At 67.2% G+C, this 21,980-nt stretch carries 19 protein-coding genes; 12 read left to right on the top strand and 7 right to left on the bottom strand.

Annotation, left to right across the window (positions count from 1 at the left end):
* Nucleotides 1-16 precede the first annotated feature (16 nt).
* The gene (locus ABID41_RS16140) at nucleotides 17-775 is read right to left on the bottom strand and encodes a PhoH family protein (protein WP_331932127.1); all 759 of its coding nucleotides are present in this window, start codon (nucleotides 773-775) and stop codon (nucleotides 17-19) included.
* Nucleotides 776-1,107: 332 nt separating this feature from the next.
* On the opposite strand from ABID41_RS16140, the gene ABID41_RS16135 reads away from it, so the two are divergent.
* The 3 genes from ABID41_RS16135 to ABID41_RS16125 all read left to right on the top strand — a co-directional run bounded on the left by ABID41_RS16135 (nucleotide 1,108) and on the right by ABID41_RS16125 (nucleotide 4,083).
* Nucleotides 1,108-1,638 (top strand): gamma carbonic anhydrase family protein, encoded by a 531-nt coding sequence (locus ABID41_RS16135; protein ID WP_331932128.1) that lies wholly within the window; start codon nucleotides 1,108-1,110, stop codon nucleotides 1,636-1,638.
* Nucleotides 1,639-1,692: 54 nt separating this feature from the next.
* Complete coding sequence (locus ABID41_RS16130) at nucleotides 1,693-2,475, top strand: enoyl-CoA hydratase-related protein (protein WP_354298091.1); 783 nt, start codon at nucleotides 1,693-1,695, stop codon at nucleotides 2,473-2,475.
* Between the two features lie 90 nt (nucleotides 2,476-2,565).
* Nucleotides 2,566-4,083, top strand: coding sequence for an acetyl-CoA hydrolase/transferase family protein (locus ABID41_RS16125; protein ID WP_354298090.1), 1,518 nt, complete (start codon nucleotides 2,566-2,568; stop codon nucleotides 4,081-4,083).
* Between the two features lie 20 nt (nucleotides 4,084-4,103).
* Here the strand turns inward: ABID41_RS16125 and ABID41_RS16120 are convergent, their stop codons facing one another.
* Nucleotides 4,104-5,696, bottom strand: a complete 1,593-nt coding sequence (locus tag ABID41_RS16120) for a sensor histidine kinase (protein WP_354298089.1) — start codon at nucleotides 5,694-5,696, stop codon at nucleotides 4,104-4,106.
* Nucleotides 5,697-6,011: 315 nt separating this feature from the next.
* Between ABID41_RS16120 and ABID41_RS16115 the strand changes: the two genes are divergently transcribed.
* The 4 genes from ABID41_RS16115 (at nucleotide 6,012) to ABID41_RS16100 (ending at nucleotide 10,173) form a co-directional block, all read left to right on the top strand.
* Entirely contained in the window at nucleotides 6,012-7,670 is a 1,659-nt protein-coding gene (locus tag ABID41_RS16115) for a choline dehydrogenase (RefSeq protein ID WP_354298088.1), read from the top strand.
* Between the two features lie 12 nt (nucleotides 7,671-7,682).
* Nucleotides 7,683-8,630 carry an aldo/keto reductase gene (locus tag ABID41_RS16110; RefSeq protein WP_331932914.1) on the top strand — a complete coding sequence of 316 codons (948 nt, stop codon included), beginning with the start codon at nucleotides 7,683-7,685 and terminating at the stop codon, nucleotides 8,628-8,630.
* Nucleotides 8,631-8,664: 34 nt separating this feature from the next.
* The gene (locus tag ABID41_RS16105; protein WP_331932913.1) at nucleotides 8,665-9,258 is read left to right on the top strand and encodes a TetR/AcrR family transcriptional regulator; all 594 of its coding nucleotides are present in this window, start codon (nucleotides 8,665-8,667) and stop codon (nucleotides 9,256-9,258) included.
* 66 nt (nucleotides 9,259-9,324) lie between these two features.
* Nucleotides 9,325-10,173: an ADP-dependent NAD(P)H-hydrate dehydratase gene (locus tag ABID41_RS16100; protein WP_354298087.1), complete on the top strand. Its 849-nt coding sequence runs from the start codon at nucleotides 9,325-9,327 to the stop codon at nucleotides 10,171-10,173.
* Nucleotides 10,174-10,741: 568 nt separating this feature from the next.
* On the opposite strand, the gene ABID41_RS16095 is transcribed toward ABID41_RS16100, so the two are convergent.
* Nucleotides 10,742-11,995, bottom strand: a complete 1,254-nt coding sequence (locus tag ABID41_RS16095; RefSeq protein ID WP_354298086.1) for a type II toxin-antitoxin system HipA family toxin — start codon at nucleotides 11,993-11,995, stop codon at nucleotides 10,742-10,744.
* Between the two features lie 542 nt (nucleotides 11,996-12,537).
* On the opposite strand from ABID41_RS16095, the gene ABID41_RS16090 reads away from it, so the two are divergent.
* Complete coding sequence (locus tag ABID41_RS16090) at nucleotides 12,538-13,593, top strand: hypothetical protein (protein ID WP_354298085.1); 1,056 nt, start codon at nucleotides 12,538-12,540, stop codon at nucleotides 13,591-13,593.
* Between the two features lie 2 nt (nucleotides 13,594-13,595).
* Entirely contained in the window at nucleotides 13,596-13,934 is a 339-nt protein-coding gene (locus ABID41_RS16085; RefSeq protein WP_349257571.1) for an excalibur calcium-binding domain-containing protein, read from the top strand.
* 251 nt (nucleotides 13,935-14,185) lie between these two features.
* Here ABID41_RS16085 and ABID41_RS16080 read toward each other — a convergent pair whose 3' ends face one another.
* Nucleotides 14,186-14,731, bottom strand: a complete 546-nt coding sequence (locus ABID41_RS16080; RefSeq protein WP_331932909.1) for a PAS domain-containing protein — start codon at nucleotides 14,729-14,731, stop codon at nucleotides 14,186-14,188.
* 87 nt (nucleotides 14,732-14,818) lie between these two features.
* The gene (locus ABID41_RS16075) at nucleotides 14,819-15,553 is read right to left on the bottom strand and encodes a hypothetical protein (RefSeq protein ID WP_354298084.1); all 735 of its coding nucleotides are present in this window, start codon (nucleotides 15,551-15,553) and stop codon (nucleotides 14,819-14,821) included.
* A 146-nt stretch (nucleotides 15,554-15,699) separates the two neighbouring features.
* Here ABID41_RS16075 and ABID41_RS16070 point away from each other — a divergent pair, with 146 nt between their 5' ends.
* Complete coding sequence (locus tag ABID41_RS16070) at nucleotides 15,700-16,761, top strand: fatty acid desaturase (protein ID WP_354298083.1); 1,062 nt, start codon at nucleotides 15,700-15,702, stop codon at nucleotides 16,759-16,761.
* A 133-nt stretch (nucleotides 16,762-16,894) separates the two neighbouring features.
* Here the strand turns inward: ABID41_RS16070 and ABID41_RS16065 are convergent, their stop codons facing one another.
* Nucleotides 16,895-19,771 (bottom strand): M16 family metallopeptidase, encoded by a 2,877-nt coding sequence (locus tag ABID41_RS16065; protein ID WP_354298082.1) that lies wholly within the window; start codon nucleotides 19,769-19,771, stop codon nucleotides 16,895-16,897.
* Nucleotides 19,772-19,960: 189 nt separating this feature from the next.
* Here ABID41_RS16065 and ABID41_RS16060 point away from each other — a divergent pair, with 189 nt between their 5' ends.
* Entirely contained in the window at nucleotides 19,961-20,599 is a 639-nt protein-coding gene (locus ABID41_RS16060) for a rhomboid family intramembrane serine protease (RefSeq protein WP_354298081.1), read from the top strand.
* Between the two features lie 72 nt (nucleotides 20,600-20,671).
* On the top strand, nucleotides 20,672-21,100 hold the full coding sequence (locus ABID41_RS16055; protein ID WP_331932946.1) for a CBS domain-containing protein: 429 nt from the start codon (nucleotides 20,672-20,674) through the stop codon (nucleotides 21,098-21,100).
* Here ABID41_RS16055 and ABID41_RS16050 read toward each other — a convergent pair.
* Nucleotides 21,097-21,534 carry an RrF2 family transcriptional regulator gene (locus tag ABID41_RS16050; RefSeq protein ID WP_331932947.1) on the bottom strand — a complete coding sequence of 146 codons (438 nt, stop codon included), beginning with the start codon at nucleotides 21,532-21,534 and terminating at the stop codon, nucleotides 21,097-21,099. The genes ABID41_RS16055 and ABID41_RS16050 overlap by 4 nt on opposite strands.
* Between the last annotated feature and the right edge of the window lie 446 nt (nucleotides 21,535-21,980).

The following is a 21,980-nucleotide window of genomic DNA, read 5'->3' as shown; positions in this document are numbered from 1 at the left end:
TTAGCGCCGCTGGGCTCTAGAGCACGCCCAGCATCTCCGCGACCAGCGGATGGCGCACGATGTCGACGTCCTTCAGGCGCACGACAGCAATGTTCGGGACCGCCTCGAACTTCTCCGCCACCGGCCCCAGGCCCGACATTTCCGGCAGCAGGTCCGACTGGGCCGGGTCGCCGGTCACCACCATGGTCGAATGCCAGCCCAGGCGGGTCAGCAGCATCTTGAGCTGGCCGTAGGTGCAGTTCTGCGCCTCGTCGATCACCACGAAGGCGTTGTTCAGCGTCCGGCCGCGCATGAAGCCCACCGGCGCGATCTCGATCGCCCCTTCGGCCATCAGCGCCCGAACCCGCTTCATCGACAGTCGGTCCGACAGCGCGTCGTAGAGCGGGCGCAGATAGGGGGCCAGCTTGTCCTCCATCTCGCCCGGCAGGAAGCCGATGGATTCGCCGGCCTCGACCGCGGGGCGCGAAAGGACGATGCGGCCGACGCGCCCGGCCTCCAGCGCCTCGACGGCCTTGGCGATGGCCAGGTAGGTCTTCCCCGTGCCGGCCGGCCCCAGGGCCATGACCAGGTTCTTGGCGTCGATGGCGTCCATCAGCGCCTGCTGACCGGGTGACTTCGCCTTGATCGTCTTCAGATAGGCCTGGTCACGATCGTCGTTGTTGTGAGCTAGAGGCGACCAGGCGCCCGGCAGGCGGCGCACCTTGGCGTCGTCCTCGAACTGGGCCGCGTCGAACGCGCCTTCGCGCAGTTGTCGCTTCAGAGCTCGCTTGGTCATCTAGGCCTCCATAGGGGCAAGAAAAAAGGGCGACGCCGAAAAGGCTCGCCCTAGAGGATCGATCAAAACTGAGCTGATGGGGCGGCGCGCCGCGCCGAGGCCCGGAGACACGCCTTGCGGCCTCCTTTGCGTCGGTGATCCCGGCGGGAAAGCCCGCCTTAGCAAACGCGACACCCTATACTCCGCCCAAAAGCGCGACCGCGGACCGGACGCCGGCTCGCGGCGAGATGCGGGAGGGCGATCGCCCCCTCGAATCGCATCACTAAAATGATGGTAGCGTGGTTTCTAAACGATTAAACGACGCTCTGAGTTCAAGAAATGGGGTATACAGGATGGCTGTCTATAACTTGGGCGACGTTGCGCCGAAACTGCCTTCGGAGGACGAATACTGGATTGCGCCGACCGCGGCGGTCATGGGCAACGTGATTCTCAAGAAAAACGCATCCGTCTGGTTTGGGGCGACGATTCGCGGCGACAACGATCCCATCACCATCGGTGAGAACTCGAATGTGCAGGACGGCAGCGTGCTCCACACCGACACCGGCTACCCGCTGACCATCGGCGACAACGTCACCGTCGGCCACATGGTGATGCTGCATGGCTGCACCATCGGCGATGGCACTCTGGTCGGTATCGGCTCCATCGTGCTGAACGGCGCGAAGATCGGGAAGAACTGCCTGATCGGCGCCAACTGCCTGATTACCGAAGGCAAGGAAATCCCCGACAACTCCCTGGTCATGGGCGCGCCTGGCAAGGTGGTGCGCGAGATCTCTCCCGATCAGGCGCGGGGGCTTTCTCTGGGCGCTCTGCACTATGTGCGGAACTGGCAGCGCTATCGCGCCGAATTGCGCCAGACCGCTTGACGGACGTCGCGGCGCCCCGGTTGCCTCCCTCCTCAAACGAGGGAGGACGATCGAATGGCGTACGAATTCATCCGGGTGGACCGCGACGGACCGGTCACCATCTTCACCCTGAATCGCCCAGAGGTGATGAACGCCCTGCATTCGCCGGCCCACTTCGAGTTGGACGAGGCCTTCAACGCCTTCGCGGCCGATCCCGATCAATGGGTGGGCGTCGTCACCGGCGCGGGCGATCGCGCCTTCTCGGCCGGCAACGACCTGAAGCACCAGGCCGGCGGCGGCGGGATGACCTTGCCGCCCTCGGGTTTCGCAGGCCTTACGTCACGTTTCGACCTGACCAAGCCGCTGATCGCCGCGGTCAATGGCGTAGCCATGGGCGGCGGGTTCGAGATCGCCCTGGCCTGCGACCTGGTCATCGCCTCGGAAACGGCGACCTTCGCCCTGCCGGAGCCGCGGGTCGGCCTGGCCGCCCTGGCCGGCGGCCTTCATCGCCTGCCGCGCGCGATCGGCCAGAAGCAGGCGCTCGGCATGATCCTGACCGGCCGGCGGGTCACGGCCCAGGAGGGACTGGCCCTCGGCTTCGTCAACGAGGTGGCCGCGCCCGGCGCGCTGATCTCGGTGGCGCAACGCTGGGCCGCCCAGATCTGCGAACTCTCGCCCATGTCGATCCGGGCTTCGAAGGAGGCGGTCTACAAGGGGCTGGACGAGCCGACCCTTGAGGCCGCCATGGCCGCCCAGAACCGTTATCCGGCGATGGCCGCCCTCTTCAAGTCCGCGGATTTCGTCGAGGGCCCGCTGGCTTTTGCGCAGAAGCGCGCGCCAGCCTGGAAGGGCCGCTAGTCGCCTCGCCGCGGCGCGAGGTCACACCCTTGAGCGGCCACATGGCCGGGAAGAATGCTAAGGAGGGCGCCGCAGAGTCAGGAGGCCTGAATGGTCGAGAAGTCCCGTATCGCTTGCGAACGCTTGAAGGCGAAGGTCACCGACGCCGAGCACGCGGCGTCGCTGATCCGATCGGGCGAGACCCTGGCCATGAGCGGCTTCACCGGCTCGGGCTATCCCAAGGCCGTGCCCCTGGCGCTGGCCAACCGGATCGAGGCCGAGCACGCCGCCGGCGGCAGGTTCCAGGTCCGCGTCTGGACTGGCGCCTCCACCGGCCCCGAACTCGACGGGGCTCTGGCCAAGGCCGACGGGGTGGAGTTCCGGCTGCCCTACAATTCCGACCCCATCGCCCGCGAGAAGATCAATCGCGGAGAGATGGAATATTTCGACATGCACCTCAGTCAGGTCGCGCCGATGGCCTGGCAGGGCTTTCTCGGCCAGATCGACACGGCCGTCATCGAGGTTTCGGGGATCCGTCCGGACGGATCGCTGATCCCGTCGTCCTCAGTCGGCAACAACAAGACCTGGCTGGACCAGGCCAAGCAGGTGATCCTCGAGGTCAACAGTTGGCAGAACCCGGCGCTCGAGGGGATGCACGACATCTATTACGGCACGGCGCTGCCGCCGGACCGCGTGCCGATCCCGCTGGTCCGCCCTGACGACCGCATCGGCGAGGCCTATTTCCGCTGCGACCCGGACAAGGTCGTGGCGGTGGTCGAGACTTCCGCGCCCGACCGCAACCTGCCGTTCGCGCCGCCGGACGAGGTGGCGGGCCAGATCGCCGGCCACCTGCTCGCGTTCTTCGAACACGAAGTCGCCAAGGGCCGGCTGCCGGCCAACCTGCTTCCGCTGCAATCGGGCGTCGGCAACATCGCCAACGCTGTCCTCGCGGGCCTGCTGACCGGGCCGTTCGAGGACATGACCGCCTATACCGAGGTGGTCCAGGACGGCATGCTGGACCTGCTCACCGCCGGAAAGCTGCGGATGGCCTCGGCTACCGCCTTCTCGCTCAGCCCCGAAGCGGCCGCCGGCCTCAACGCCAACATGGCCTTCTATCGTGACAAGCTGATCCTGCGGCCCCAGGAGATCAGCAACCATCCGGAGCTGATCCGGCGCCTCGGCTGCCTGGCCATGAACGGCATGATCGAGGCCGACATCTATGGGAACGTGAACTCGACCCACATCATGGGCTCGCGCATCCAGAACGGCATCGGCGGCTCGGGCGACTTCGCGCGCAACGCCTATGTCTCGATCTTCGTCACGCCGTCCACCGCCAAGGGCGGCAAGATTTCGGCCATCGTCCCTCAGGCCTCGCACGTCGATCACATCACCCAGGATGTGCAGGTCATCGTGACGGAGCAGGGGCTGGCCGATCTGCGCGGCCTCTCGCCCAAGCAGCGCGCCGAGGTCATCATCGAGAACTGCGCCCACCCGGACTACCGGCCGGCGCTCCGCGACTACTATCGGCGCGCCCGGGAGCATTCCTACGGTCAGCAGTCGCCTTCGATCCTCAGCGAGGCGCTGTCCTGGCACCAGCGGTTCGTGGAGACGGGGACCATGCGCGCCTAAGGCGGCGCAGCCTCCGGGCGTCAGGCCAGCGGCAGGTCAAAGATCGCCGTGGCTCCGCGGCCTGGCTCGCTTTCCAGGCGCAGGCGCCCGCCGTGCATTTCCACCAGTTCGCGCGAGAGCGAGAGGCCAAGGCCCCATCCCTGGCGCCGGGAGCGTTCGTCGCTGCCCTGCTCGTAGGGCAGGCCGAGCCTGGGCAGATCCTCCTTGGGGATGCCCTTGCCGTGATCGCTCACGCGGATGACCAGCCGCCCGTCCTCGACCTCGCTGGAAATCTCCACCGCCCCGTCGCGCGGCGAGAACTTCACGGCGTTCGAGAGCAGGTTGATCAGGATCTGCTTCACGGCCCGCTGGTCGGCGTGGATGTCCGGCCAGGCTCCTGGGACCATCCGCAGCCGCACATCGGCGTCGATGGCCAGGCCGCGGACCAGCCGTAGCGACTGTTCCACCACGTCGTGGCTTGAGGTGCGGCCCGGGGTCAGGTCGAGCTTGCCGGCCTCGACCTTCGCGGTGTCGAGCAGATCGGTGACCAGCTCGCTCAGGTGCGAGCCCGCCAGTTCGATGGACTGGACGTAGTCGAGATACTTGGGGTTCCCGACCGGGCCGAGCGCCTGGCGCGCCATCACGCTGGAGAAGCCGACCACCGCCGTCAGCGGTGAGCGCAACTCGTGCGCCATGGTCGCCAGCAGCAGGGTCCGGGCGGCCATGGCCTCCTCGGCGGCGCTGCGGGCGTCGCGCGCCTCGCGCAGGGCGGCGTCGTGGCTGGCCATGACGCTCGCGACCGTGATCGGGGCCAGCGCCACCAGCATCACGCCCAGCCTCAGGGAGATCAGGTCCGAGCCCGTAAGCTGCATGGTCAGGGCGTCGGTGATCGTCGAGACGAGAACCAGGGTCCAGACTGCGAACGAGAAGGTCAGCAGGGTGGTGGCGGCCAGGCCATAGCTCATGGCGCACCACAGCAACGCCGGCACCGGGAAGGCGAGGGCGCCGGGCCCTCCGACCAGCGGGACCATCGCCAAGCAGACGAGGAAACTCAGCAGCGGGGCGACGCTGCGCAAGGTCGGCGGGCGGCTGGTGACCCGGCCGAACCAGGCCTTCAACCGCCTGGGATTTGGGAAGGTCAGTATGACCGGCAGGATGACGATGTAATGGACGAGTTCGGTCGCGAACCAGGTGAAGTAGCCGTTGATCGCGCCCTTGTGGAAGATGATGGCGTTGGCCACGGCGCCGATGGTGCTCGTCGCCACGGAGGCGATGAACGCGATCGAGGTCACAGCGAGCAGCGAGGCCGGTCGCGTCAACCGGCGATCCTCTCGCGAGAGACGTCCGAACAGCAGGCTGCCGACAATCACGCCTGCCAGGTTCGAAGTGGTGAGAAGACCGGTCTTGATCCAGTTGCTGCCGGTGATCATGTCGGCGGCGACGAAGGCCACGGCCGCCGCCGCCCAGCCGGAGCGGGTCGCCAGCCTTGGATGACGCGCCACCAGTCCGAGCAGGATCGCATTGGCCGGCCAGAACGAGCTGAGGTTCCCGACCGGACGAAGCAGGATGCCGAGCATCGCGGCGGCGAACACCGCCGCGCCCAGGACCAGGGGGGCCGCAGCCTGTCGGCTCAACCGCCGTCCGCCATCGTAATCTGCATTCGCAGAGGCCATTTGGGGGGCGCCCATGGACTATCTCGTGGAAGGTGAAATCGCACGCGCCCACCGTGTCGGCGGCCCGAACGCGCATGTAACTCGTTCGCACCCCCGGTGCGAGCCTAATGCTTATGCTGCTTCGTCGGGACTGAATATACAATCGACAGATTTGGAGAAGCCTCAGGCGAAAACCTGACGTTACGGCGCCCAAAAACCCCTGTTCGCCGCTCTTGTCTCCGCCCGCAGCTTGGGACAGGCTGGCGCAAACTAAACAGTGTTCAGGGACGGAAACCGATGAATCGCTATGACTACGTCATCATTGGCGCAGGCTCCGCCGGATGCGTGCTGGCGAACCGGTTGACGGAAGACGGACAGACGAAGGTTCTGCTGCTGGAGGCTGGCGGCAAGGACAACTCGATCCTTGTGAAGATGCCCGCCGGGGTGGGCGCGCTGATCGGCAAGCCCGGGACCTACAACTGGGGCTTCTGGACCGAACCGGAACCGAACCTTCAGGACCGCAAGCTCTGGTGGCCGCGCGGCAAGGGCTGGGGCGGTTCGTCGTCGATCAACGGCATGATCTACATCCGCGGCCATGCGCGGGACTATGATCAGTGGCGCCAGATGGGGTTGCAGGGCTGGTCCTATCGGGACGTGCTGCCCTACTTCAAGCGCTCCGAAAGCTTCGAGGGCGGCGGCGACGCCTGGCACGGCGGCGACGGTCCGCTGAAGGTCTCCAAGGCCTCGACCCCCAACCCGATCTACAAGGCCGCGGTGGAGGCTGGGCGTCAGGCAGGCCATCCGACCACCAACGATTTCAACGGCTTCCAGCAGGAAGGCTGGGGGCCGTATCAGATGACCATCCATGACGGTCAACGCTGGAGCGCGGCCCGCGGCTATCTGCATCCGGCGCTGTCGCGCAAGAACCTGACCTGCCTCACCGGCGCGCGCACCAGCAGGATCATCGTCGAAGACGGCCGCGCCACCGGGGTCGAGTACATCGACGCCAAGACCGGCGCAAAGCAGGTCGTCCATGCGGAGAAGGAGGTGCTGCTGTCGGCCGGCGCGGTGCAGTCACCGCATATCCTGCAACTCTCCGGCATAGGCGACCCGGCGGAGCTGGAGAAGTTCGGCATTGCGGTCGTGAAGGCCCTGAAGGGCGTCGGCGCCAACCTGCAGGACCACCTGGACGTCAGCATGTCCTGGGAGTGCCCGCAGCCCATCACCGCCTATTCCCTGCGCAAGGGGACCCTGAAGACCCTCGCCATCGGCATGAGCTACGCCCTCTTCGGCAAGGGACTGGGCCGCCAGCAGTTTCTGGAGTCCGGCGCCTTCCTGAAGTCCCGCCCGGACCTCGATCGGCCCGACCTGCAGATCCACACCGTGCTGGCGATCATGCAGGACCACGGCAAGGTCTCGGTCGCCAAGGACGGCTTCACCTTCCACGTCTGCCAGCTACGGCCCGAGAGCCGCGGGCGGGTGGGGCTGCGATCGGCCGATCCGCAGGACGATCCGGCGATCTTCGCCAACTACCTCTCGACCGAGGAGGACCGCCGGGCCCTGCGCGAGGGGGTGCGGATGATGCGCGAGGTCGCCGCCCAGGCCGCCCTGGCGCCCTATCGGGGCGAGGAACTGTTCCCGGGCAAGGATGTCGAGACCGACGAGCAACTCGACGCCTGGATCCAGGGCCACGCCGAAACGATCTATCACCCCGTCGGCACCTGCAAGATGGGCGGGGCCGGCGACGAAATGGCGGTGGTCGACGGCGAACTGAAGGTTCGCGGCGTCGCGGGCCTGCGGGTGATCGACGCCTCGGTCATGCCGACCCTGGTCGGCGGTAACACGAACGCTCCCACGATCATGATCGCCGAGAAGGCGGCCGACATGATCCGCGGCCGCGCGGCCCTGACACCCGACGACGCTCCGGTCTATGGTGATGATCAACAGGCCGCGTAGGGAGAGCAACGCATGGAATTTCGCAGACTCGGCAAGTCCGACCTCAAGGTCGCGCCCCTTGTCCTTGGGGGCAACGTCTTCGGCTGGACCGCTGACGAGAAGACCTCGTTCGCCATCCTTGACGCGTTCGTGGACGGTGGCTTCAACGCCGTCGACACCGCCGATGTTTATTCGCGCTGGTCGCCTGCCGGGGCCGGCGCGTCGGAAACCGTCATCGGCGCCTGGCTGAAGCAGTCAGGCAAACGCGCCAAGGTGGTGCTGGCGACCAAGCTCGGCTCGGACATGGGCGAGGGGAAGAAGGGCCTCTCGGCCAAGTACATGGTCGAGGCGGTGGAGGCCTCGCTCAAGCGGCTGCAGACCGACTACATCGACCTCTACCAGTCCCATCGCGACGATCCGGAAACCCCGCAGGAAGAAACGGCCGAAGCCTTCGACCGACTGGTTAAGGCCGGCAAGGTGCGTGCGATCGGCTCGTCGAACTTCACGCCCGAGCGCCTGAAATCGGCCCTCGACGTCAGCGAGGCCAAGGGGCTGGCGCGCTATAACAGCGAGCAGCCGCTCTACAATCTTTACGCCCGCTCCGGCTTCGAGAGTGGACTGCAGCAGACCTGCATCGACAACCAGGTCGGGGTGATTCCCTATTCCAGCCTGGCCTCGGGCTTCCTGACCGGGAAATATCGGACGGAGGCGGACCTTTCGAAGAGCCCCCGTGGCGGCGGCGTCAAGAAGATGATGGACGCGCGCGGCATGCGTATCCTGGACGCCCTGGACAAGGTCAGCGGCGCGAAGGGCGCGACCCAGGCGCAGGTGGCGCTGGCCTGGGTCATGGCCCAGCCGGGGCTGACCGGCCCGATCGCCTCGGCCACCAGCCTGGAGCAGCTCGACGAGCTCATGGGTTCGGCGCGGCTCACCCTCACCTCCGACGACCTGGCGGTGCTGGACCAGGCTTCAGCGACCTGATTGGAAAAGCGACCGATCGTGCTAAAATGCGCCGATGAGAAAAGGCGCTGCGACACGTGAAGCCATAGTCGGCAAGGCCCTCGAGCAGGCGGTGAGCGTCGGCCTCGAGGGTCTTTCGCTGGGCCCCCTGGCCGACAGTCTCGACCTTTCCAAGAGCGGCCTCTTCGCGCACTTCAAGTCGAAGGCGGCGCTCCAGCTCGCCGTGTTGGAAGAGGCGATCAGCCGTTTCCGCAGCCGGGTCGTCGAGCCCAGCCTGGCCGAGGCGCGGGGCCGGCCGCGGATGGAGGCGCTGATCCGGCGCTGGTTCGACTGGATGGAAGGCGAGCCGGACATGCGCGGCTGCATCTTCGCCGTCTCAGCCCAGGAGTATGACGACCGGCCGGGCGCGATCCGCGACCGCCTCGTCGCCTCACAACTCGACTGGCATGAAACCCTCGCGCGGGTGGCCAGCGACCTGCCCAAGGCCGGCGAGGCTCCGGCCGACTATTGCCGCCAACTGGTGTTCGAGCTGGTCGGGGTGAGCCTTTCCTTCCAGCAGCAGTCCAAGCTGTTTCGTGCGCCAAACGCGCGGGTCAGGGCCGAGGAAGCCATCTCGCGCATCCTGGACGACGCCGAAGAGGCCGTTTGAAGCCAGGAGCGATTCCGGTTCCGGCCGCGTTTGATCTCCTTGGAGGTCCCGGAGGCTGCAGGTTCCATGAGCCAGATCATCGACCTGCCGCTGGTGAAACGCCTCCAGAGGCCGTCGCACAGCGACAAGGACGGCCGGGGAAGGGTGCTGGTCATCGGGGAGGGGCTGGATGCCGCAGGTGCGCTCCTTCTCTCTGGAACGGCCGCTCTGCGGACGGGCGCGCGCGAGCTGCAGATAGCAGCGCCGCCTGGGCTTGCCGCTTCGCTTGGCGTCGCCGTGCCGGAGGCCCGGATTATTCCGCTCGACGAGGCCCTGGCCGGCGCGGCCGCCCAATCCGACGCCGTCGTCGTCGGCGCGTCCTCGACCGCGGAGGATGGTCGCCCGACCCGCCAATTCGCTCTCGCGCCGGGCGGGGCCGCCTATCTCCTCATGGCTCCCGCCATGACCGGCTTGAAGCCGGCGGAGGCGCAGGCGTTCGGTGGCCGGCTGGTGCTGTTGGCGAGCCTTGCCGAGATGGCGGCGCTCAGAGGCCGGGGGCAGGACGAGGTGCTCTCCGAACCGCTGGAAATCGCCCGTGAGGTCGCCGCCGCCTATCAGGCGGTGGTGATCATGAACGACAGGGACAGCCAGATCGTCGGCGCTGACGGCCGCGCCTGGCAAACTGCGGGAAACGTCGCCGCTCTGGCGACCGGGGGCTCCGGCGATGTGCTGGCGGGGATCATCGCAGGTCTGATGGCGCGAGGGTTCGCGCCGGTCGATGCGGCGGTTATCGGCGCCTATCTGCACGGCCGGGCGGGGTGGCGGCTGAGCCACGACGTCGGCTCCGTCGGCTTTCTGGCGCGAGAGCTGCTCGAGGAAATTCCGCTGGTGATGACCGACCTCAGCACCGCCCAGACCCTTCCAGGTTCGCTCTAGGTCTGGAGGCTCAACAGGTTGTCCGGCTTCAGGCCGAGTCGGCTGATGGGGTCTGTGACCCATTCCGCCGTGCGGACGACGCCAGTTGCAGGGATGTAGCCAGACTGGCGCCATCAGCCGCGCCTCATGCCCAATCGCCATCGGCTGCCAACCCCAGTGCTGGGCCGATGCATAGGTTTAAATGCCGCCCAAACGCGGCGACAAGCCCCGAAGAAGGACGAGCCGGGTCGCATCGCAACGGCTTGTGCGCCACGACGGCCAGCCGCGTAGATCCCGTGCGCCTGAAAGACGTTTTTCGCCAGATTTAGCTCGTCAGCGCCCCTCTTGCATGATCGGCTCCCTAGACGTGACGTCCCTATCGCCGACGAAAGGTCGTCCACACCATCACCTTGGTTCGCGCTCGGCGGGGTCCTCCGCGGAGCGAGCTCAGCATGCTCGCGAGTTTGAGTGATGAGAGCGGAAGGAAGCGTTCAAGCCCCGTAAGCAGCTTTCGTTCCCACCAACTCGCTTGCGGCCTCCCGAAAGTCAGCCATGTCACGTTTGGTTTTGCCGCGGGCAGGGCGACCGCTCAGGGCGCGAAGCGGGCGGCAACCCCCTCGTGCGCGACCGCGATCTCCGCCCGCGAGGCCTTGGTGACGCCGGCCTCTTCGGCGAAGCGAGCCCAGTCCGCCACGGCGGCGCGGACTTCTTCGATGATGGTGTGGATCAGGCGGTCCGGCAGGCCATGGCGACGTCCCAGGGAATGGACCTGTTCACGCGTGGGGTTTCTGCCCTCGCCTTCCACGTCGAGATAGTGCTCGCCGCCGGGGCCCGACGAATAGGTCAGGTCGTAGGCCGGGGCGAGCCGCCATTGGCCGGTCTCATCCATCAGGTAGCTGTGTTGCCTTGTGTGGTCATCACGATTGCTGGCCAGCACGTTGAAGACCATGCGTCGGAAGGCGGCATGCAGGTCCTCGGTGTGGCGGGTGATGGCTTGGGTCGCCCTCAAAAGGAGGTCGTAGCTGGCGGGCGTGCGCCACGGTGCTTCAACGGCGCCGCTCAGTGAAACCATGTGCAGGCGCCGGCCGGCCTTCGGCCGATCAAACCGGCGGCTGGCGAAATGGCCGGGGCCCGTCTTGGACGGCAGCAGGCGATAGGGGGCCATGTCCAAGCCGGCGGCCAGGGCCATCGCCGCGTAGGCCGCTTCGATGGGGCCGATGTCAGGCGGATCGTTGGTCGCGGCGAACTTGACGATCCAGGCTTCGTGTCCGGGCGCGGTCTCGCCTTCGGGGACCGAAATCCGCCCCTCGGCGTCGAACCCGACGTGAACCTTGGGCCGCGCGCCGCCCGAACCGCCAGCCAAGGTGGCCAAGGTGTCCGCCAGTTCGCCCTCGTGCCCAGCCAAGATCGCGGTCGACTCGGCGGCCAGGGCGTCGAGATCTAGGCTATCCACGTCCGGTGACGGTGCGGTCGCCGGACGGTAGGTGAGGGCGCCCCGCCCGTGGTCGCCGACCAGGGCCAGGCGTTCAAGGACGCTGAGCGTCTCGATGGCGACGCCCAGCTTGCTCAGGCGCCGGCGCATGACCAGATAGCCCCAGCCTTCCGGCAGGCTGTCGCAGAGAAAGCCGTGCAGCCCTTCAAACTCACGACCGCGGGCCGGGTGAAGGCCGGGCTCGGGCGGGTAGAGCAGGGCGGAGATGGGCAACGGCGCGGCGATGAGTTCCGGCGACCACTCTAGCTGCGCCAGGCCGCCGGCCATCCCCAGGCGCCCGACGGGTAGGGGGGCTTGGTCCTCGTCGAAGGCCAGGCTGGCGGCCAGCGGCGTCCCAGGGGCAAGTCTCATGGGCGTGACGACCGGGATCGCGGCGCTCGCACACGCGCAGGCCGCGTCGCGGCGGCGGCCTGCTGTGCGAGAAGCGCATCGAGGTTGCTGGCCGCGGGGAGGGGAAACAGCGCGTGCAGGGCGTCTTCGCAGCGCAGGGCGACAGCGGCCTTGACCATATCTTCGAGCGAAGCTTGACCTTCCGTCTCCAGGCGCCGCCAAGTTCGGTAGGCGACCCCAGCCCGCCGTGCGGCCTCCAGCTGAGGCCAACCCAGAGCGACACGGCGCGCCTTAATGCGTCCGGCGAGGTCTTGCAGGATTTCCGAGGGTGTCTCAAGCACTGTCCATATATGGACAGTTGTGAGTGATTTTACAAGATAATTGTCCAGATACTGTCAATGCTGAAGCGGAGCGTCGGTGCAACTTAACGGCGGCGGTCTACCCGCTGAAAACGCAGAGCATCGCCACGATGACTAGCTCCTACGCGTCATACGCGAGCGCCGTGGCGTAACAATCTGGCATCGTGCTAGCTTGACCATGAACTCACAGGGTCGGGGGACCACATGACTGCAAAGCCGAGCGAGAGCGGTCTCGCCTCGCGTGTTGAGCGCGTCTATCTCGCCATGCTCCGCGTTCTGACGCTGGTCGTTGCGTCGATCTGCATCCTGGGCGCCTTGTTGTTGGCGCTCGACGGGGGCCGGCGCCTCTTGATGTCCACCGATGTCGTCCCCGAACCGGTCGCGATCAGCACCGAGGATGCGCTCGGCCCCCTCGTGCGTGCGGCCGGCGAGGAAAAGGTCGGCGGCGGGGCGTCAGGCGTAGAAGCCTCCAGCGCGGCCAAGGCCAAGCACGCGGCCTTCATGAAGGGGGCGTTCGCGACCTACTATGAAACCTATCGTCGCTTCGCGCTCGCCTCCAACAAGCCCGAGGACAAGCTGCTCTCGCCAGCTGAGCTGGCGAGCGCGCTAGGCTATAGCGCTGAGGCTCTCGACGCCGAGCCGGCGCCTAGCGAGCATGCCGATGACCCTGATGCGCCAGCGAACCTGGCGCAGGACGCCATTTCGGAGGCGCTCGCTCGCACGAGCCTCCTCTTCCAGACCGATGAGACTTTCAGCACGCGTCAGATCGAGGTGGTCCGCAACGCACTGGCCGATCCTCGGCTCGTTGCGAAGGCCGCAAAGTACAAGGCCGCGCAGAAGACCGCTCAGAGCTGCTCGACCGTCTACCAGGTCCGCAGCGTTTGGGACTCCAACAGCACCGCCTGCGCTGAGTGGTACTATCGCCCCTATGGCTGCCCGGTGCGGCGCTCGGTGCCGGTCGAGCAGTGCGTGCCGGCCTATCCTGAAGACGTCGAAAGCCCTCTAGAAACGTTCGCTAAGCTCGATGAGTCCTATCGCCTGGCGTGGTCGTCCAAGACCACCAGCGCGCAATCGGCGGCCGATACGAAGGCCGCCGAGAAGCGTGAGGTCAAGGCGGGGGCGCCAGCCGCCTTCGTCCTGGCCCTGCAGATCTTCGGCGGCTTCTTGGTGGTGATGTTCATGTTCCTGCTGATCGCCATCGAACGGCATCTGCGCCGACTGGCCTCGACGCGCCCGGCCAGTCTCGTAGCGGCGGAATAGGCATGGGCAGGCATATGCAGGCGGCGATCGTTGCGGCGATCGCGCTCCTCCCGGTGTCGGCGTTCGGCCATCCCGGCGGCCTTGACGCCTCCGGGTGCCACAACAATCGCAAGACGGGCGACTATCACTGCCACAGAGGCGGCGGGCGGCCGCAGGCGGAACGGACGCCGCCTCGCCAGGCGCTCGGCTTCGCAAGCGCCCCGGCGCAACGCGCCTACCCGAACTGCGCGGCGGCAAGGGCTGCCGGAGCAGCTCCCGTGCGGCGCGGAGAGCCCGGCTACGGACCACACCTGGATCGGGACAACGACGGGGTCGGCTGCGAGCCCTACAGAGGACGATAGGCTGCGGCCAGCGCTGCGAGCGAAGACCAAAGCGCGGACATAAGTGTGAAGCTTGTGCGCATCGGCGCGGCGACCCGTCGTTGCAGGCCTGAGCGCTGAACGGAGACCAGAAGATGCTAGGAAGATCGCCCTGGCGGGCTGCGCGGCGTCGGTGCTTGCGCTGGCCGGCGGCTATTTTGCCTCACCGTTGATCGCGGCCCATGGCTTACGCTCGGCCTGGACCTAGTGGACAACCTATTGAGAGCTCACTTCTAGGCCACCCGCCTTCCATCCAGCGTCGCCAGTCGGATCTGGTGGCTCTCCTCGTTCGCCGGCCCGACGCCGCAGATCGAGCGCACAGCAAGTTGCCGAACCGGTAGTTCACCGAGCGAAGAAACCAGGGCGAGCGGCTGATAGAGGCCCAGCAATCGTTCCGGTGAGCCGGAGGTTCCGGCCAGCGGCGCGAGCAGGATTTCAAGCGGCAGCGAGGCCTGTTCCGTCTGGCCATCGGCGCGCAGGATCATCGGTTCGGGCCGTCGTCGGCAGACTTCGATGCTGGCGTGCAGGGGGCGTCGCCCGGCGTCGTCGGCGAGGGCCAGGAAGTTGAGGCCCCGCAGGTCACGGCCGTGAAGCTCTGCGATGAGTCCGCCGACCAGTCGGATGGGATAGAGACCTGACGCGGCGCGGCCGAGGATGAAACTCTGGGGCGCCAGGCGCGCGAATTCAGTGGGATCGATGGCGTTGCGGGGCGGCAAGCCCTGCGGCCCACGCTTCGAACGCCAGTAGTCGATCATCTGCTGCGTGTTCGAATGATACATATCGAGCTCTCCGCATGCGGCCGGCGGGCCGCACGAGGCTTGCAGCGAAGTTCGCGCCAAGCGGTCGCGAGTGTCAGATCGAGACGCCTAAGCCTTGAGGAACTCGAATCCGCAGACGAGCGGCGCAGGCGGTCCAATGCGCAGCGACCCCGCGACCTGTGTGAACGGCATGCGCGCCTCGGAGAGGATTTGGCGGACCTCGTCGAGCGAGGCGACCTCGACGCGGACGGCGACCTTGGCGCCCGGAAAGGCGGCGTCGAACGCGCTACCGTCCAGGTAGCGAAATCCCGAGATGTCGAGCAGAGAGGCCGCGGCGCCGGCCGCCGGGCCGGGCTGCGCATCCCTGAAGATCAAGCCGGCGACCTTCCTGGCGGTATTGCGATGCTCGAACCACTCCGCGCAGGTGTCGGGACAGGGATAGGCATGCTCGATCACCGCCAGGACCAGCGGGCTGATGCGTTCCATGATCGAGAAAAGCGCGAACCGTTCCGATCCGAGGTCCGCGCCGGGCCATTCGCGGACCAGGGTATAGGGCTCGGTGCGACGCATCTCCGAGAAGGCGGCGAGGGACGCCGCAAGGCTGCCGGTCCTGAACAGGCAACTGGCTGGCGCGCCCGCCATGCTCGCCGGCGCCTCCGGCGCGTGCTGCAGGTCGAACCAGCCCTCGGCCAGAAAGACGCTGCGATTACGCCATTCCGCCCCCGGTTGTTCGGGAGATGTGTAGACGCAGGGCGGCGAGACCGTGAACCCCAGGGCCTCAAACGCTGCGCAGGCGCCATCCAGGTCGCGACTTGGAATCGGCAAGTGATCTAGCGGCGACATGCAGGCTCCGCCCATGGACCGGCGACGGCCACGCCGATAGTGTCGGTTTGATGAACCAGCGGCGCCCGGCCGCGGTCCGCCACATTGAAACCACGCGCATCCTGGCCCACCTAGCGCCAATTGCAGCGTTGCGAGGTAATGGCCGAATGTCGGCGCCGAACGAGGGGATGCGGCTTGCGCGGCAAGCCTATGACCTGACCTCTGATCTCATGGCCGCCAGCCGGACCGTCTACTGGATCGACCTCCTGGCGACCGCGGCGGTGACCTACGCCTCGTTTGCGATGGCGGTTCGCGCCGAAAGCGGCCTCGCCACGGCCGCCTGGGCGCTGCTCTGCCTGCTCGCGCTCTATCGCGGGATCAGCTTCATCCACGAGATCACCCACCTGCGGCCCGACGACGTGCCCGGTTTCCGTCTCGGCTGGAACCTGCTGATCGGCGTGCCGGCCCTGACGCCTTCCCTGATGTACGAGGGCGTCCACAACCTGCATCACGCCAAGACCCGCTACGGGACCGCGAACGATCCGGAATACCTGCCGCTCTCGCACTATCCGCCGGCCAAGATCCTGATCTTCATTCTCGTGCCGTTGCTGGCGCCGCTGGGCGTCGCCCTGCGGTTCGGAATCATCGCGCCGCTGACCTTCGTCTCGCCGAAGGTGCGGGTATGGGCGACGCGCAAGGTTTCGGCCCTGACCATTAACCCCGCCTTCGCGCGCACCGATGTCGATCAGTCCAAGCGCCTGGACTGGCGGGCGCAGGAGCTGGCCTGCTGGGCATGGAGCTGGGGTCTGGCTGGAGGGACGATGGCCGGCTGGATTCCGTTGCGGGTGATCGGTCTCGCCGCCGCGATCTTCGCGGGCATGACCTTCATCAATCAGTTGCGGACGGTGGTGGCCCACGCCTGGCTGAACGAAAGCGAGCCCATGAGCTTCGAGGAGCAGTTCCTGGATTCGGTCAACGTGCCGCCGCCGGCGCTGCTGCCCTTGCTGTGGGCGCCGGTCGGGCTGCGCTACCACGCCCTGCACCACCTGCTGCCCAGGCTGCCCTACCACAATCTCGGCAAGGCTCATGCGCGGCTGGCCGGCGCCTTGCCGGCCTCCTACCGTTCGGTGGAGCAGAAGAGCCTGACGTCAGGCCTGATGGCCTTGTTGCAGCGCTCGCGGTCGGCCATGGCCAGGCGTGCCGACACTGCGCGCGCGATGGGTCGCTGAGACGGGCGATATCCCCCAAACTGCCGTTCCAGTCCCGCGACTTGGCCGCGGATCGCGAGGCCGATAGAGCCAGGACCTGCGCTGCATTGCGAGATGACCGTATGCCGCGCGGGCGCGACGATCGGCGCGGTTCCTATTTTCGCGCCGGTCGCACTTCGAGCGTCCACATGTTCTCGTCGCGCAGCACCGCCTCGGCGGCCCGCCGCACGTCGGCGGCGGTGACTCGTTCCGTGCCGGAAACGATGGCCCGCACGGCGTCCAGACGGCGCGGATCGGCCTGCGCGCCGGAAAGCTCGCGCAGCCAGTAACCGTTGGTTTTGCGGGCCTTTTCGATCTGGTCCACGCGCGGGGTCTTGGCCCGCGCCAGCTCGTCGGCGCTGACCTCCTTCTCGCGCAGGTCGGCGGCGATCTTGCGCACCTCGTCGAAGAAGCCGGGAAGCTTCTCGGGCGGGATCTCCACGCTGGCCGAGACATAGCCCCAGCCGGGCCAGATCATGCTGTGATTGTAGGAGACGCTGGGCGAATAGGTCGCGCCCTGCGCCTCGCGCAGCTCGTCGATCAGGCGCAAGCCGAGGACTTCGCCCATCACGGCGGTGTCGCGCGCCCGCTGCGGGTTGGCGAAGAAGTCGTTGGTCCGCCAGGCGATGTAGCCGATCGACTGGTCGCCGCGCCCCTTGTGGGTGAGCACGACCGGCTTGCCGTTCCCGGTCGGGAAGGAGACCTGCCGTTGCGCCTCCGGCGGCTGGTCGGGCTTGCGGGCCGGCAGGGCGCCGAAGGTGCGCGCCACCGCCTGGGTCGCCTTTTCCACGGTGATGTCCCCGACGACCACGACCTCGACGGGCCCGCTCGCCAACGCGCCGTCGATCTGGCTCTTGAAGGTGTCGAGCTTGGCGCTGGCGATTTCTTGCCGGGTGGGGAAGGTCCACCGCTCGTCGCCCGGGTGGAGCAGGGCGGCGAGGTCGCGGGTCAGGACCCCGGAATCGGTGGCCTCGTACTGGTCGTGGATGGTCTTGCCGGCGCTCTGCAGCCGGGCGAAGGCCTGCGGCCGCCAGCCGGGCTCGGACACATAGGCCGCGAGCACCTGCATCTGGGCGTCGAGATCGTCCGGCCGCGTCGTCCCGGAGAAGACGAAGGCGTCGTCGGTGACCCCGAACTGCGCGCCATAGACCTTGCTGGCCAGCACGCGCTCCAGATCCTCGGCGCTGATCTGCTTGAGGCCGCCCTCGATGAAGGCGCCCGATGCCCAGCTCATGTTCTCCTGGTCCTTGGGCAGGTCCAGGCGGCCGCCGCCGACATTCACGCGGACGAGAACCTCGTCGTCCTTGAACTTGGTCGGCTTCACGGTCAGCCGCACGCCGTTCTCGAAGCGGACGAAGGCGGCGTCCAGATCGGTGACGTCGGTGGTTTCCGCCACCTTTCCGATGGCGCCGAAGCTCGTATAGGGCCAGTTGACCTCGCTCGGGGCGGCCGGCTCGGAGACCGCGGTCTTGCGCGAGCTCTCCAGGGCCGACAGCAGCGTGCCTTCGCCGCCTTCGATCGCCTGGGGCGAAGCCACGAAGAGCAGCGGGCCGTCGCCCTTGAAGGCGCTCTTGAGCGCGGCCGAAACCTGGTCGGCCTTGAGCCCCTTCACCGTCTCCTCGAAGAAGGCCAGGTCCTGGGCTGGATTGGTGACCACCTCGCGGGCGCCGACCGAGGCGACGATCTCGGCGGCCAGGCCGGCGGGCGTACGGGTCGCTGCGCCCGCCGCGGCGGCGCCGAGGCTGGCGCGGTACTCGATGATTTCACGGTCCAGCTCGTCCCGCCGGACGCCGTATTCCATGGCCCGCCGCTGTTCCTGCTCGGCGGCCCAGAGCGCCTCGCGCCAGCGGCCGGGCTCGGCGCTGACGATCACGGTGGCGAGGTCGGCGGCGTCGTACTCGTCGCTCACGAAGCTCCCTGCGCCGAGGAAGGGCGGCTCGGCGCCTCGGGCCAACCTCTGCAGGCGGCGGTTCAGGATGGCGAAGCCCAGTTGCTCCACCAGGTCGTGCTTGCGCTTGGCGAGCATGTCGGGCGCGAGATCGGGGGGCCTGATCCAGGCGAGTTGCATGGAAAGCGGCGCGCCGGGCTCGACCACCAGCTTTGCTTCCGCCCCCCGCGACTTGACGGCGCCCAGGTTCGGAGCCGTTCCGGCCGGCCCCGTCGCGATCCAGTCGCCGAAGCGGGACTTGATCTTGGCTTCCATGGCGTCGACGTCGAAATCGCCGACCACCACCAGCACCGCCCGCTCGGGCCGGTAGTAGCGGTGATAGAAGTCGGCGATCTGGCTGGCCGGCGCGCTCTGCAGCACCTCGACCTTGCCGATCGGATAGCGGGTCGGGGGCAACTGGCCCTTCAGGAAGAAGTCGAGCCGCGCCTTGTAGACCCGGTAGGCCGGCGTATCGCGGGCGCGTTCTTCCGACAGCACCACACCGCGCTCACGGTCCACGGCGCCCTGGTCTATCGTCAGGTTTCCTGCCGTTTCCCGCATCAACATGACGGCCGTGTCGATCGTCTCCTCGTCGGTGCGCGGCAGGTCGAGCTTGTAGATCGTCTCGTCGAAATTGGTCGAGGCGTTGGTGTCGGCCCCGAAGGCCAGGCCCAGCCGTTCGAGGATCTTGATCATGTCGCCTTCGGGCACGGCCTTCGACCCGTTGAACGCCATGTGCTCCAGGAAGTGCGCCAGACCCTGCTGCTGGTCGGTCTCCATCATCGAGCCGGCGTCGAACCGCAGGCGGATGGCCGCCTGGCCGGGCGGGATCTGCTGCCTGCGGATGGCGTAGCGCATGCCGTTGGGCAGCGCGCCGAAACGGATCGCCGGATCGGCCGCGACATCGGACTTCGCCTGCGGCCATGCGCCGGCCGGCAGAACGCTCTGGGCCTGCTCCTTGCCAAGGCCAAGACTACCGAGCTTGGGGAGGGGAAGACTGGCGGCGTGAAACGGCGTGGCCAGGACGATGGCGAGCGCGGAGGCCGCGCTGAGGAAACGTCTCATCAACAAAGTCCGATGAATGGAGGCGGCACCATGCGCAGGCGAGCGTGGCCTTCGCAAGGCGCGGTTGCGGCGAACCTTTTGCCATTGCGCCGCGAAAAAGGCGCAAGGCGCCGCTGGCCTTGAGCGCATATATCGGGACGCGGCGGTCGTGTTTCGCTAGGAGGGGCTATGGCCGAGCCGGAGGATAGATTGAGCGACCACGAGCGTCAGCCGATGTTCAACGCGCCGTGGCCGGCGGTCCTGGTCACCCTGGTGATCGTGATCGGCTATTTCTTCCAGACCTTCTTCTCGCAGAACTGGCTGCTGCAGACCTACGCCTTCTCGTCCCAGGCCATGGGGGAGGGGCGATGGGAGACGCTGTTCACCTCGATCTTCCTGCACGGCAACTGGGCCCACGCCCTGATGAACGCCGGCGCGGCCCTGGCCTTCGGAACGCCGGTCGCGCGCTATTTCGGCGCCAGCGTCCGCGGCGCGCTGGTCTTCCTGGTTTTCTACCTGCTGTGCGGAGGGCTCGCGAGTCTGGGCTATGGCCTCTCCAACCCTGGCAGTTCGGCGTTGATGATCGGGGCGTCGGGCGCCGTGTCGGGGCTGGTCGGCGGCAGCGCCCGGCTGATGGGCGGGCATGGCCTGCCCGGCTCCTATTTCAGCGCGCCGGTCGTGAGCATGACCATCGGCTGGATCGTGGTGAATCTGCTGTTGGCCTTCCTGGGATTCGCCCCCGGCCTCGGCGACGCCGGGGTGGCCTGGGAAGCCCATATTTTCGGCTATATCGCCGGCCTCGTGCTGGTCGGCGTCTTCGGCCGGCTGGCGGACCTGGCCCGAGCTTGACGTTTTCGCGAGAGCGTTGATTTCCAAGGCGTCCTGCGCGAGGCTTGCTCCCTGGAAAGGGAGAACAGCCTGATGCTGGTGTCTCAGATCCTAAAGGCCAAGGGCGACCTCGTCTTCACGGTCAGCCCCCAGGAAACGGTCGGCGCGGCGTGCGCCTTGCTCTATTCGCGGAAGGTCGGCGCCATGGTGGTGCTCGACGGCGAGCGGGTGGTGGGAATCCTCTCCGAACGGGACGTGGTTCGCGCCATGGCCAAGGAGGATACGGCCGCCCTCGCCAAACCGGTTTCCGCGTTCATGACCCAGGACGTCATCTTCGCCGAGCCGGCCGAGAGCGTCGATTCCCTGCTCAGCCGGATGACCGACCGCCGCGTGCGCCACCTGCCGGTCTGCGAACATGAGCGCCTGATCGGGATCGTCTCGATCGGCGACCTGGTGAAGTGGAAGATCTCGGAGGTCGAGGCCGAGGCCGACAATCTCAAGGCCTATATCGCCACCGGCTAGCCCAGGTGGAAGATCTCGCCGCCGGTGGATGAGGCCGCGTGTGCGAGGCTGTAGCCTTCCAGCACTTCCGACGTCGCATCCCGAGCCTTGAGCAAGGCTTCGCGGAGCGCGCAGGTCGCCAGGTCCGGGCAGTCCTCGCACTTGCGGAACGAAAGGCGGCTGACACATGGGGCCAGGGCCAGCGGCCCGTCGATCACCCGGATCACCTCGGCGAAGCTGATTTCCGCAGGCGGGCGGGCGAGGGTGTAGCCGCCGAACTTGCCGCGCCTGCTCACCACGATCCGGTTGCGGGTCAGCTCCAGAAGGATCGCCTCAAGGAATTTCCGGGGCGCGTCGGCCCGGGCGGCCAACTCACCGGACGTAACCTGGGCGCCCTCGGCGCGCGCGAGTTCGACGAGGGCGCGAAGCGCATAGCGGGCCTTTTGCGACAACATTCCGTAACGGTCTCCTAGACTTGCCCCTTAAAGGCCGTGGCGCCGCTTTCCACAAGACGGCGCCGGCGCGTAGATCCAAAGGACGTTCGTCAATCGATTGATAACCTCGGTCGGCGGATTATCGTCATTCGATCGTCACGAGGCGGTTGACTCCGAAAGGGGCGGCCCATAGATACCCGCTCCTCGACGCGCCGCCGCCGAGACGACGACAAGAAGATCCTTCGGGATCGGGCAGTTGTCCGAAAGGCGACCGTATCGAGCTCCAACCGATCGCCGCGAAGTTAATTCGGGCCTGACTAGTTTAGGCCTGGTGGTGATCTTCCGTTGAGTTTGGGCTTCGGCCCGGTTCGACGAAAAAGGCTGAAAAGTCTGGTTGACGAGGACGGGGCGGTCCTCTAGATAGCCGCCTCCGCCGGCCACCGGGCGTTAAACGGTGGGGCTGACGC

The sequence above is a fragment of the Phenylobacterium koreense genome (genome assembly GCF_040545335.1).
GTDB classification, from domain to species: domain Bacteria; phylum Pseudomonadota; class Alphaproteobacteria; order Caulobacterales; family Caulobacteraceae; genus Phenylobacterium; species Phenylobacterium koreense.
The sequence above is the reverse complement of the archived record's forward strand: the minus strand, read 5'-3'. Positions and strand labels throughout refer to the sequence as shown.